The sequence below is a fragment of the Kitasatospora gansuensis genome (genome assembly GCF_014203705.1).
Lineage (GTDB): Bacteria > Actinomycetota > Actinomycetes > Streptomycetales > Streptomycetaceae > Kitasatospora > Kitasatospora gansuensis.
Genome location: NZ_JACHJR010000001.1, coordinates 529150 through 541659 on the forward strand (window position 1 = coordinate 529150; position 12510 = coordinate 541659).

Below are 12510 nucleotides of genomic sequence, written 5' to 3' on the forward strand. Positions count from 1 at the left end.
ACGTTCTGCCGCGGGCCTTGCCAAGGAGGGGCCGGTGCGCTAGGCGCCCGGGTCGGGGCGGGCGGCCAGGATGCGGGTCAGCAGTCCGGTGAGGGTGCTCCGCTCCTCGGGATCGAGGACGGCGAACCACTCCTGCTCCCGCCGGGTCTGTTCGGCGAAGGCCTCCCGGACGGCGTCCTCGCCCCGGGCGGTCAGGGCCACGGCGACGGCGCGACGGTCCTCGGGCAGCGGGCGGCGTTCGACCAGGCCGTCGCGCTCCAGGGTGTTGACGGCGTTGGTGACGGCGGAGCGGGACATCGCCGAGAGTTCGGCGAGCCGGGCGGGCTGGGTCGGCCCGAGCAGCCAGAGCTTGAACATCAGCCGGAAGCCCGGGAGCGTCCAGCCGCGCGGGCGGTGGATCCGGCTCTCCAGGTCGGCGACCACCAGGTACGACAGGTGCAGCAGATGGTGCGCGAGCGCGAACGCCTCCGGGTCGGCCGGGGGCGGCATGCCCGCCAGGCGGTCGCGGGCGTAGTCGGCGTATCTGAGATCTGGTCGGTCCACAGGACAGAGTCTTGCGCATGGGCGGCCCGGTAGGAGATTGTTACGGCCATAACAATCTCCCCCAGGAGGGTGCTGTGCAGATCACCATCGCAGGCGCGGGCATCGGCGGACTCGCCACCGCACTCAGCCTGCACGCGGCCGGGTTCGAGGACGTCGTCGTGCACGAGGCGGCCCCGGAGATCCGCCCGCTCGGCGTCGGGATCAACCTGCTCCCGCACGCCGTCCGGGAGTTGACCGAGCTGGGCCTCGCCGAGAAGCTGGCGGCGATCGCCGTCCCGACCGCCGAACTGGCCTACTTCAACCGCCACGGCCAGGCCGTCTGGGCCGAACCGCGCGGACTCGCCGCCGGCTACCGCTGGCCGCAGTACTCGGTGCACCGCGGCCGGCTCCAGCTGCTCCTGCTGGACGCCGTCCGCGAGCGCCTCGGCACCCACGCCGTCCGGACCGCCAGCCGGATCACCTCGCTGCGGCACGACTCCGACCTCCTGGTCGGCGCCGACGGGATCCACTCGGCCGTCAGGTCCGCGCTCTTCCCCGACGAAGGGGCACCGCCGTGGAACGGGCTCGTCCTGTGGCGCGGCACCAGCTACGGCACGCCGTTCCTGACCGGCCGTTCGATGATCATGGCGGGCGACGGCACGCAGAAGTTCGTCGCCTACCCGATCGGCGACGGACGCCTCGTCAACTGGATCGCCGAGCAGCCGCTGGACGGCGAACCGCCGGAGCGCGGCAACTGGAACCGTCCCGCCGACCCGGCCGCCGTGGCCCGGCAGTTCGCCGACTGGACCTTCGACTGGCTGGACGTCCCGGGTCTCATCGCGGCCGCCGAAGCCGCGTACGAGTACCCGATGGTGGACCGCGATCCCCTCCCGTCCTGGAGCCGGGACGACGTCGTCCTGCTCGGCGACGCCGCCCACGCGATGTACCCCGTCGGCTCCAACGGCGCCTCCCAGGCGATCATCGACGCCCGGGTGCTCGCCCACTCGCTCGCCACCACCGGCGGCACCGCCGCGTACGAGGAGCTCCGCCGGCCGGCCACCACGGCGCTCCAGCTCGCCAACCGGCAACAGGGACCCGAGGTGGTCATGCGGCTCGCGCACGAGCGCGCCCCCGACGGCTTCGACGACATCGAGCAGGTCGTCCCGCTCGCCGAACGCACCGAGATCGCCGCCGCGTACAAGCGCACCGCGGGCTTCGACCCGGTGCTGCTCAACTCGCGCCCCTCGTGGAGCGTGCGGTGAAACTCGCCCACCTCGCCGCCTTCGACGTGCACCTGGACCCGGTGCTCGACCTCGGCGACTCGCACCGGGGCCGCCGCCGGGTCGTCAACATCGTCGGCGGGACCTTCGACGGACCGCGGCTGGCCGGGGAGATCCTCCCGGGCGGAGCCGACTGGCAGCTGCTGCACCCCGACGGCTCCGCCGAGATCGACACCCGCTCCACCCTGCGCACCCACGACGGCGCACTCCTCCACCTCACCACCAACGGCGTCCGGCACGGCCCGCCCGAGGTGCTCCGGAGGCTGGCCGCCGGGCAGGAGGTGGACCCCGGCGAGTACTACTTCAGGCTCTTCTGCCGCTTCGAGACCGGCGACGAGCGCTACCGCTGGCTCAACCACACCCTCGCCGTCGCCTCGGCCGCCCGCACCGGCAGCGCCGTCCGCTACACCGCGTTCGCGCTCACCTGAGCATCGAGTGCGCATACCTCCGGAGGAGGAGGGCGGATCGCCTCAGCGGCTGACTCGGGGTCAGCCACCGGCTGCCTACGCTGGCGGCGTGTACCGACTCCATACGTGGTTGCTCCGCCGTCCCGTCGTCGCGGACGGCGCCTGGGCGCTGGGGCTGTTCCTGCTGAGCGAGTGGGCCGGAGCCGGGCTCGGGCTGCTGCCGCTCGGCTGCCTGGTACTGGCCCGCTGGGCCGCCTGCTTCGGTTCTCCCCGGGTCTCGCTGGCCGGGCTGGCGGGCGCCCTGGCCTTCGGGCCGCTGGCCGTGGCCCCGGGAGTCGCCGACGGCAGCCTCGGCTACTTCTCGGCCGGGCAGTTGGTGCTCATCGCCGCAACCTACTCGCTCCCCTTCCTGCTGTGCTGGCTCTGGGGCCGGTGGTCACGGGCCCGCCGCGCCGAACTGGCCGAGCTGGCCCGCCGGGCCGCGACAGCGCGCACCGAACTGGCCCGGGAGGCCGTACGCGCCCGGATGGCCCAGGAGTTGCACGACGTCATCACCCACGACCTGACCGCGATGACCGTCCAGGCCGGCGGCGCCGAACACATCCTCTCCGTCAACCCCCGCCTGGCCGAGCAGACGGTCCGCGGCATCGGCCCCCAGGGCCGGCGCCTACTGGCCGAACTCGCCCGCCTGGAACGGGTGCTGACGCCCTCACCGACTCACCGGCCGCCGGGGCCCGACCCGATCTCCACCACCCGGGCCCAGTCGGGTGGCGAGTCCGGTACGTAGTCGGGGTCGTCCTCGTCGCAGGAGCTAGCCGGCCGTGGGCGGGGGAACAGGCCCACCACCGTCCGGCACGGAGGCCGGGAGCTCGGCCAGGGCGTCTGGCCATCCGTCAGAACCACGATGACATCCGGTCGTTGTCCGGTTCGGAGCGCTCGCGCGAAGCCGGCCCGCAGGTCCGTTCCGCCACCGCCCACCAGCGGGATACCCTCGGCGCGGCAGAGCGGGTGCACGACCCCGGCCGACGCGTCGCAGGAGAGCACGCTGACCAGGTCGCGACGGCCGCCCACCGCACGGGAGATCGCGGCAACCTCCCTGAGTGCGCTGCCCAGTTCGGCGTCATTGACCGACCCGGATGTGTCGATCACCACGGTGACCCGGGGCGGCCGGCGCCGCAGGATCGGCAGGACGACACCGGGTACGCCGGCCGACCGCCGGGACGGCCGGCCGTAGGTGTAGTCCTGGCCCGCGCCGGATCCCGAGGTCGCGGTGCGGATCGCCGCCCCCAGCAACTCCCGCCACGGCTGGGGTGCCTGGAACGCCTCCTCGGCCCAGCGCTCCCACCCCTGCGGGGCGCTGCCGGGCCGGCCGGTGATGCCCTGCGCAACCCGGAACCGGACCGCGTCGCGCTCCTGCGGGGTGAGGCCGTGCGCGCCGTCCGGTCCGAGCTCCCAGTCCCGTTCGAGTCCGTCGGCGCCGCTGCCGCAGTCCAGCCAGGCCAGGCCCTCGGTGAGCGGTCCGAGCCGGAACTGACGCAGGTAGTCCTCCATCAGCTGTCCGTCCGGCAGCCTCAAGTCCTCGGGCACGAAGGCACCTTCGGGGCGGACCAGTCCCTCGCCGAACGCGTCGTCGTTGATCTCGCAGTCCGCGGCGATGTTCATCCGCAGCCGCTCCCCCGGACCATGCAGCCCGCGCTCGCGGGCCACCCGGTCGCTGCGCCCGTGATGGTCGCGCAGCAGGTGCGACACCTCGTGCACCCAGACCCCGGCCAGCTCCTCCTCCGGGGTCCGGTCCACGAAGGCCGGCGAGACGTAGCAGCGCCAGTACCGGTCCACGGCCATCGTCGGCACCCGGCGCGACTCCACCACGTGCAGCGCGAACAGCGCCGTCGCCAGGTACGGCCGGGCCCGCGCGGCGTGCAGCCGGGCGGCGAACAGCCGGTCCCGGTCCAGGGTGCCCGGGGTCACCGGCCCGCCTGCGCGCCGACCGCGACCCGGGCCTGAACCCGGGCCGCCGTCCGGTCGGCTCGCTGGGAGAGCGACACCACACCGGCGAGCTTCTCGATGGCCGCCGGAACCGGCCACGCCTCGCAACGCAGCGTGGCCAGGGTGGTCGCGGGGACGACCACCAGATCCGGGGCCCCGGTCTCCAAGGCCCGGACCAGCAGCGCCCAGGCGGAGTCCCAGCGGTCCCTCGACGGCCGGTTGTGGACCGCTGCCACCACTCCGTCGAGCACCGCCTGCCGTAGGTCCCCTCGCTCGGGGAGCACGGCACCGGCCGGGTCGGCGAGCAGTTCCTCGGGGTCGGGGAGGTCCATCCGGTCCAGGCTCGCCAGCAGTTCCAGGCCAGGGCCGTCCCCCACCGTTCCCCTGACCAGCAGGGAGAGCACCTCCCTGGACGAGCCGGCCGCCGTCGCGAAGGCGACCAGACAGAGCGCCATCTCCCAGCTCCGGGGTGACGGCCAGGGGCCGCCCCGGCGGGCTTCGTTGGACGGCAGCCGGTGCACCAGCCCGGGGCGGGCGGCGAGCAGGCCGCAGACCGCGCGGCGGGCGAACTCCACTGATGCCGCCAGCCGTTCGGGATCGAGCCGGGGCAGCGTCGCCTGCGGCCAGGTGCCACCCAGGCCACGGACCACCACCTCGTGGTCATGGGTCCACTGCAGATGGACGAACCGGTTGGCCAGCGGCGGGCTCAGCTCCCAGCCGTCGGCCGCCGAGGCTCGCGGGTTGGCGGCGGCCACGATCCTTACCCCGGGCGGCAGTTGCAGGGACCCGATCCGCCGTTCGAGCACCAGTCGGAGCAGCGCGGCCTGCACGGCCGGCGGCGCGGTGGAGAGCTCGTCCAGGAACAGCAGCCCCCGGCCCGCCCGGACCAGGCGGACGGCCCAGTCCGGCGGAGCCATCGGGACGCCCTGCTCGGCGGGATCGTCACCGATGACAGGCAGCCCCGAGAAGTCGGACGGCTCGTGGACACTGGCGATCACGGTGGTCAGCGGCAGGTCCAGGGTGGCCGCCAGTTGGGTCAGGGCCGCCGTCTTGCCGATCCCCGGCTCACCCCAGAGCAGCACGGGCAGATCGGCGGCCACGGTCAGGGTCAGCGCCTCCAGTTGGCTGTCGGGGCGCGGTTCGGTGGTGGTGTCGCGGAGCAGAGCCAACAGCTCTCCGGCGACGTCGAGTTGAGAGGAATTGGGGTACCTGGGCATGTCTGATCACCTGTGGTGTGTAGGGAGCGGGGCGGGCAGAGCCCCGAGGTTCAGTAGGTCAGCGCGTGGCGCGGACGCGAGCGGCGCTCGGCGGACCGGCGGCCGTCCGTACGGTCACGATGGGGCCCGGGTCCGGAGCCGGCCAGGCCGGCCCGGAAGAGCCCGTAGCTGATCCGGCGGTGCGCGGCGGTCTCCAGTTCGTCCCGCAGATCGCCGCTGCGCAGCAGTGCGTCGGGGCCGAGCAGCCCTTCGACGACGGCCAGCGCACCGGCGATGTCACCGTGGTCCAGCCGTTCGCGGACGCCGACCAGGCAGTCCGGGTGACGGTGCGCCAGGTCGATCGCCTGCAGGCAGGGCATCGGGGTGCCGGACAGTGCGACCAGCAGCTCCTCGCGGCGGATCTCGGCCGGGTCGTGGTCCAAGGGGGCCAGTACCCCGTCGACCATGCCGATCCGGTGCAGGCTTCCCTGGCACTCCACCAGCTGCGGTTGGCCTGTCGGGGAAGGCAGTTGGGACGGTGCGGTCGGCGAGCGACCCGGCACCAGCGCCGAGGCGACCAGCGGGTGCAGCCGATCGGCCTCGATCAGTCCGGCGCGGAGCAGGTCGAGGTCGGGCAGCACCCAGGTCGCCGCGTCGGGCAGCACGGGCAGCCGGCGGCCGCCGCGATCCGGGGACGCCTTCGCGATCCGCAGCGTGGACGGGCCAGGGCCGTCCACGTCCCCGCCCAGTTCCAGGACCAGCCGGTGCCGGGCGCCGAGCCGCACGCCGACGGCACCGGCCCCACTGCTGGTGGACCGGCCCTCGGCACGGAGCAGGATCGCCGCCTCGGCCGCCCACCGGTCGACGGCACAGCGGTACCCCGGCGGCAGCAACCCCGCCGGCTCCGGGCCGGCGGGCGGCCCGACCGCATCGGCCCCCGAGCGAATCCGCAGCTCATCGGCCCTGCGCGCGTCCCAGAGGTGACGGTGCAGGTCGAGGCGGAAACGCCGGTGGGGACGGGGGTGCGGCGGGCCCCAACCGGCCGCCTCGGACTGAGAGCTGTCCCACAGCCCGAGGCTGATCCGCTGACCGGCGTCCGCCCAGGCGGGCGGCGTCCGGGCCACCAGGTGCACCGGACGGTCGCCGTCGGGCCCGGTGGCCCGGTACCGGGCCAGTTCGACGGTCAGACCTGGGCGCAGCAGCCCGTCCGGGGCGATCCTCGGCAGGTGCCAGCGCAACAGGTCGGGCGCCAAATGGCGTAGATCGGCCCGTACTTCGGCCATCAGTTCCCGGCCGTGGGTGCGCGCCAAATGACGCAGGCCGAAGTCGATGTCGACAGCTGCGGCGGCACATGCCCCGGCCCAGTCCCCGGTATGCCGGCGGGCGGTGGCAGCCTCGATCATGGTGGGCGGCACGGCGAACTCGCGCACGCGCTGCCAGTGGGAAAGTCGGGAATCCCCATTCGCGGTCCAAGTGAGCATCAGCACTCACCTTGCGCGGATGGGACCCCCGATCTGTGAACGGAGTGAGTAGTCATCGCGGATGACCATAGCGCCCCGCACTTCGATCTGCCAGGTCCTTTTTCCGGGCAGTTCCGGGCGGCGTACCGCGCCGTCGCCGCTCACGCCGCGCAGGGCGGCCACGCCGGCCCCGACGGACAGGACGATCACCAGTACTCCTAACTCGCCGGAAGGTAAAGGAAGTTCAACCACCGGATCGGACGGGCCACCGCCAACCTGTCACTTCTCAGCCATTTCTGACGCAGCGTCAAGCCGTTGCGGAAATCCGAGGCACGCCGCCATGGCAACCCGCCCGCCGGAAGATCACCCCTTGCAGTCGGACGCGCACAGCCCGGAGTCGATCATCGGTACATTTCCGCCCTTCTCGCCAGGCCAGCCCTGTTCACAGCTCCACCACGCCACCTTGAGGAAACAGCCTCAACAACCATTGTGACGACACATGTTCGAAGGTAGAGTCCCGGTTCGCCGAGCACCAATGAGCGCTCGCGAAGCATTGGCTGGGGCGGACATGTCAAACAATCGCGGCGCCAGCGAGGTCGCTTCCGACCTTTTTGACGCGTTCAGACAAACTACTCTTCGCTACCCGGATCACCCGGCGCTCATCCACCAAGGACGCGCCGTGAGTTATCGCCGGCTCAACGAGCTGGCGCACACGCTTGCCGCACGGCTGGGAGCCAATCCCGGCGTGGTCGCGGTACACGCGACACACACACCGGAAACGCTCGTCGGGCTGCTCGGCGTACTCGCGGCCGAAGGGGTCTACTGCCCCGTCGATCCGGCATTCCCGCCGCAACGGCAGCAGGCGATGCTGTCGGCGGTCGACTGCCGGACCGTGCTCGGCGCCGATCCCGGATTGGCATCCCAACTCGGGTTGAAATACCTGGAGTCGGACCATCTCGGGGTGGATTCGACAGAACCGGACCAGTCGGCGGAACTCACCGCGGGCCCACCCTCGGCCGACCCGACGGATCATCAGAATCCGTTAGCCATGGGCCAATTGGAAACAGACCCCGACATACCGGCCTACATCCTCTTCACCTCGGGCTCCACCGGACAGCCGAAGCCCGTCGTCACTCCCCGCCGGGCCATCTCCACCACCGTCCACTCGCTGCGCGAGCTGTTCGGTCTGACGCCCGCGGACCGGGTCCTCCAGTTCGCCTCGCTGAACTGGGACACCTGCTTCGAGGAGATCCTGCCCACCCTCACCACGGGGGCCGCCCTGGTCCTCGACGCCGAGGCGCACTCGGGCTCGTTCCCCCGCTTCCTGCGGATGGTCGAACGGGAGCGGATCACCGTCCTCGACCTGCCGACCGCCTTCTGGCACGAGCTGGTGCTCCACCTCACCGAGGACCAACTGCCGTTACCCGCCTGCCTCCGGCTGCTGATCATCGGTGGCGAGGCCGCGAGTCCGGCGCGGCTGGACGACTGGAGCCGCCTGGACACCGGGCGGATCCGGCTGCTCAACACCTACGGCTGCACCGAGACCACCCTGATCACCCACGCCGTCGACCTGCACGGCCCCGAGGCACCCTCCCCCGGTTGGAGCTGGGACGGCGGCACCCGGGCGCCGATCGGCCGCGCCCTCCCGCACGTCATCGAACAGATCAGCGAGCAGGGCGAGTTGATGATCGGCGGGCCCGCGCTCGCGCTCGGCTACCTCGGGCTGCCCGAGGCCACCGAAGCCAGGTTCACCGTCGTCGACGGCGAGCGCCGGTTCCGGACCGGCGACCGGGTGAGCAGCGCACCCGACGGCGTGCTCACCCACCAGGGCCGGCTGGACCACGAGATCAAGGTGCGCGGCATCCGGGTCGACCCGGCCGAGGTCGAGGCCCACCTCACCAGCCATCCCGGGGTGCAGGCGGCGGCCGTGGTGGGGACCACGCTGGCCGGCCGCTCCGCGCTGGTCGCCTACATCGTGCCGCGCACCCCCGCCACGGCCGGGACCCTGGACACCGACGTCCGGTCCTATCTGCACGGGCGGGTGCCCGGCCATCTGGTGCCGAGCCGGATCACCGTGGTCCCCCAACTCGTCCTCACCGCAAGCGGAAAGGTCGACCGCGCAGGCTCGCACCTGCGGCACGCAACGCACTGACCCAGCCCACTGACAGGTCAAAGGAGACCCTCGATGAGCGTTGACACCACCACTTCCGCCGGCTCCGGCGGCAGACCCACCAGCGCGGACGCCACAGCCGACGTCGAGGCGGCCGACGTCGAGAGCGTGGTGGCGATCTTCCGTCGGGTACTGGAGAGCACCGAGGTCGCGCCGGACTCCGACTTCTTCCTGCTCGGCGGCGACTCGCTGATCGCGACCCGGGTGCTGAGCGCGATCGCCCGCGGCCACGGCGTCGAGCTGACCTTCGACGACTTTGTGCTCGCGCCCACCCCGCAGGGTCTCGCCGAGCAGATCGCCGCTGCCCGATGACCCACACCCGCAGCGCCGTCGTGGTCGGCGCCGGACTGGCCGGGCTCACGGCCGCGACCGGGCTGGCGGACCACGGGATCGAGGTCACCGTCCTGGAGGCCCGCGACCGGGTCGGCGGCCGCACCCACGGCCGCCAGGTCGCGCCGACCGCCTGGATCGACGCCGGCGCCGCCTACCTGGGCAACCGGCACACCGAACTGCACGCCCTGATGGCTGAGTTGGGTCTCAAGACCACCCCGACCACGATGCAGGGCGCCAGCCGCTTCGCGCTCGGCGCCGAGCACGCCACCCGGGACGGGCGGTTCCCGCCGCTCAACGCCGTGGCCCTCGGCGACCTGTTCGAGCTGCTGGACGAACTCGCCGCCACCGTAAGGACCGAGGCCCCCTGGCTCACCCCGGACGCCGAGCGGCTGGACACCCTGACCGCCGCCGAGTGGGCCGAGCAGCACCTGACCCATCCGGACGCCCGGCTGTTCTTCCCGCTCTTCCTGGGCGAGATGATGGCCGCCGACCCGGCCGACGTCTCCGTCCTGCACATGGCGTTCTACCTGCGCTCGGGCGGCGGCCTCCGCTACCTCAACGCCTTCGAGGGCGGTGCCCAGCAGGACCGGATCACCGGTGGCGCCCACCAGGCCTGCGAGCTGCTGGCCGGGCGGCTCGGTGCTCGGGTACGGCTCGGCGAACCGGTCCTGACGGTCCATCAGGACCGGGACGGCGTCACCGTCCGTACGCCGCACGGCGAACACCGGGCCGACGTGGTGGTGATGGCGCTGCCACCGCTGCTGGCCGACGCCGTCGACTACCGGCCCGCCCTGCCGGTCCGCCGGGCGAGCGGGCGGACCGCCCGCGGCTGCGCGGTCAAGGTGAACCTGGTCTACCCCGAACCGGTCTGGCGCGACCACGGCCTCTCCGGCTGGTCGGTCAACGCCGAGGGCCCGCTGCTGTCCACGGTGGACGACTCCCCGGCCGAGGGCGGGGTCGGCGTGCTGACCGGCTTCGTCACGGGCGCCGAGGCACACCGGTACGCGGCGCTGCCGCCGGAGCAGCAGCGCTCGACGGCGGTCGGGCAGGCCGCCCGGCTGTTCCCGATGCTGCCGGAACCGATCGGCTTCCGGCTCACCGACTGGGTCAACGAGCAGTACAGCCAGGGCTGTTACGCCGCCCTGCTCGGGCCGGGCGACTGGCTCGAGCTCGGCCCGACGCTGACCACACCGCACCACCGGGTGCACTGGGCCGGCACCGAGACCAGCACCGAGTACTTCGGGCTGATGGAAGGCGCGATCCGCTCCGGCCACCGCGTGGTCGCGGAGATCCTCGCCCACCGCTAGGAACCACCTGAAGAACACCCGCAGAGCAGCCTCACCCGAACCACCCCGTTCTGCTGAGAGCCAGACCTCATCGACCAGTTCACCCGGCAGTCGTTCCACAAGAACGCACGCCGGGCGACTCGCACCGGGAGACCGCCATGAGCGATCAGAGTTCCATCGCACCCCTCGCCGCCCGGCAGCAGCTGATGACCGAACCCACCCTCGGGGCCGGCAACTTCCTGGACCACGCCATCGCGGTCAACCCCAATCGCGCGGTGCCGTTCGCCTACAGCCACCACACCGACCACCGCGGCGGCGTCGTACTGCGCGGCCACAGCCTGCTCGACCTCGCCGCCCTGCGCGACCGCTACGCCAAGTGGTACTGGGCGAACGGCGTCCGCCCCGGCGAGCCGGTCGGCGTGGTCGTCGGCGAGGGCCTGGAGCCACTGCTGCACTTCTTCGCACTGACCGCGCTGGGCGCCGTGCCCGCCCTGATCAACGACGCCATGCGGCACGACGTGATGGTCCGCTACCTCAACCACGTGGGCGTGGTCGGCATCGTCGCGGACGACCCCACCCGGCTCGCCGCGGCCTACCGGGAGGACCCGCGCTCGCGCCCGCGCTTCATCGCCATGGCGGCCGAGATCCAGGCCTTCGACGACGGCTCGGCCGAGCTCCCCGAGGTCTACCCGTACCGGCACGCGGCCGAGGACGTGGTCGCGCTGATCCACTCCTCGGGCACCACCGGCACGCCGAAGTCCACCATGCTGGCGCACCGTCAGTTCTGGGACGGCAAGCAGCCGCGGATGGTGCGCTTCCCGGCCGAGTCGTACGACCGGCTGATGTCACTGATGCCGCACACCCACGCGGGCGGGCTGAGCTACTTCCTCACCGCCACCCTGCTCGGTCTGCCGACCGTGGTGATGTCGGACTGGCGGCGGACGGTGGTGGAGCCCGTGATGCGGGCCTTCCAGCCGACCATGGTCGCCTCCTTCCCGCGCACCTTCGTCGAGTTGGCCACTGGCGAGCTGCCGGTCGAGGGTGCGGCCAAGGTGCACTCCTGGTTCAACACCGGTGACAGCGCGCACTACGGGCACATCCGCCGCCTGGTCCAGCTCGGCGAGCGGCCGGCCGGGCTGATCAAGCCCTGGCTGCTGCCGAGCGAGGCGGCCGACCAACCGGCCCTGGCCGGTTCGCAGTTCATCGACGGCCTGGGCTCCTCCGAGATGGGCATGGCGCTGTTCGGCCAGGTCACCTCACCGGAGAGCACCCGCAACGACCGGTGCGTCGGCAAGCCGCTCGAAGTGGTGCTCAGAGCCGCCGTCCTGAACGAGGACGGCGAGGAACTCCCGGACGGCACGGTCGGGATGCTCGGCGTGGTCACCCCGTCCCGGACCCCCGGTTACTGGAACAACCCGAAGCTCACCGGCACCTTCGAGCTGGCCGGCTACTGGCTCACCGGTGACCTGGCCCGCCGGGACGCCGAAGGCCGGTTCTACCACCTCGACCGCACGGTGGACGTGATCGACACCGCGAACGGCCCGGTCTACAGCCTGCCGATCGAGGAAGTGCTGCTGGCCGACTGCGGTGAGCTGGTGCAGGACTGCTCGGTGATCGGCCTGCCCGGGGCACCCGGCCAGGGCCAACGGCCGTACGCCGTCGTCCGGTTGCAGGCCGAGGCCGCGCAGAGCACCGCCGAGGAGATCCAGGAGGCCGCCAACAAGGCGCTCGCCGGGGCCGGTCTCACCGGGCTCGCCGGGGTGAGCATCGCCCGGACGCCGGAGGACTTCCCGCTCGGGCCCACCGGCAAGGTGCTCAAGCGCGAACTTCGGACCCGCTTCGCCACGCTCCTCACCGGCCGGTAGACCCG

Annotated in this window: 11 protein-coding genes; 7 read left to right on the forward strand and 4 right to left on the reverse strand. The window is 72.5% G+C overall.

All coding sequences use genetic code 11. The features are described 5' to 3' along the window. Window positions 1-39 precede the first annotated feature (39 nt). Window positions 40-543, reverse strand: coding sequence for a MarR family winged helix-turn-helix transcriptional regulator (locus F4556_RS02470; protein WP_313068116.1), 504 nt, complete (start codon window positions 541-543; stop codon window positions 40-42). A 74-nt stretch (window positions 544-617) separates the two neighbouring features. On the opposite strand from F4556_RS02470, the gene F4556_RS02475 reads away from it, so the two are divergent. The 3 genes from F4556_RS02475 (at window position 618) to F4556_RS39325 (ending at window position 2996) form a co-directional block, all read left to right on the forward strand. After that, a complete protein-coding gene (locus F4556_RS02475; protein WP_184911263.1) occupies window positions 618-1784 on the forward strand; it encodes a flavin-dependent oxidoreductase in 1167 nt (388 codons plus the stop codon). Then, on the forward strand, window positions 1781-2230 hold the full coding sequence (locus F4556_RS02480) for a DUF3237 domain-containing protein (RefSeq protein ID WP_313068117.1): 450 nt from the start codon (window positions 1781-1783) through the stop codon (window positions 2228-2230). The genes F4556_RS02475 and F4556_RS02480 overlap by 4 nt, the downstream gene beginning before the upstream one ends. Before the next feature lie 88 nt (window positions 2231-2318). Next, on the forward strand, window positions 2319-2996 hold the full coding sequence (locus F4556_RS39325; RefSeq protein ID WP_184911267.1) for a sensor histidine kinase: 678 nt from the start codon (window positions 2319-2321) through the stop codon (window positions 2994-2996). Here the strand turns inward: F4556_RS39325 and F4556_RS02490 are convergent. From F4556_RS02490 to F4556_RS02500, 3 genes are read right to left on the reverse strand one after another with little or no spacing between them, the layout of a single operon-like run. Further along, window positions 2927-4177 carry a vWA domain-containing protein gene (locus F4556_RS02490; protein ID WP_184911269.1) on the reverse strand — a complete coding sequence of 417 codons (1251 nt, stop codon included), beginning with the start codon at window positions 4175-4177 and terminating at the stop codon, window positions 2927-2929. The two genes, F4556_RS39325 and F4556_RS02490, sit on opposite strands and share 70 nt — an antisense overlap. Beyond that, window positions 4174-5412 (reverse strand): AAA family ATPase, encoded by a 1239-nt coding sequence (locus F4556_RS02495; protein WP_184911271.1) that lies wholly within the window; start codon window positions 5410-5412, stop codon window positions 4174-4176. Before F4556_RS02495 ends, F4556_RS02490 begins: the two co-directional genes overlap by 4 nt. A gap of 50 nt (window positions 5413-5462) precedes the next feature. Then, window positions 5463-6872, reverse strand: a complete 1410-nt coding sequence (locus tag F4556_RS02500) for a hypothetical protein (protein ID WP_184911273.1) — start codon at window positions 6870-6872, stop codon at window positions 5463-5465. Between the two features lie 547 nt (window positions 6873-7419). Between F4556_RS02500 and F4556_RS02505 the strand changes: the two genes are divergently transcribed. From F4556_RS02505 to F4556_RS02520, 4 genes are all read left to right on the forward strand, one after another. Then, window positions 7420-9003 (forward strand): amino acid adenylation domain-containing protein, encoded by a 1584-nt coding sequence (locus F4556_RS02505; protein ID WP_184911275.1) that lies wholly within the window; start codon window positions 7420-7422, stop codon window positions 9001-9003. 33 nt (window positions 9004-9036) lie between these two features. Beyond that, complete coding sequence (locus tag F4556_RS02510) at window positions 9037-9333, forward strand: acyl carrier protein (RefSeq protein ID WP_184911278.1); 297 nt, start codon at window positions 9037-9039, stop codon at window positions 9331-9333. Beyond that, window positions 9330-10661 carry a flavin monoamine oxidase family protein gene (locus F4556_RS02515; RefSeq protein ID WP_184911280.1) on the forward strand — a complete coding sequence of 444 codons (1332 nt, stop codon included), beginning with the start codon at window positions 9330-9332 and terminating at the stop codon, window positions 10659-10661. The genes F4556_RS02510 and F4556_RS02515 overlap by 4 nt, the downstream gene beginning before the upstream one ends. Window positions 10662-10798: 137 nt before the next feature. Continuing rightward, window positions 10799-12505 carry a class I adenylate-forming enzyme family protein gene (locus tag F4556_RS02520; RefSeq protein ID WP_184911282.1) on the forward strand — a complete coding sequence of 569 codons (1707 nt, stop codon included), beginning with the start codon at window positions 10799-10801 and terminating at the stop codon, window positions 12503-12505. Window positions 12506-12510 lie beyond the last annotated feature (5 nt).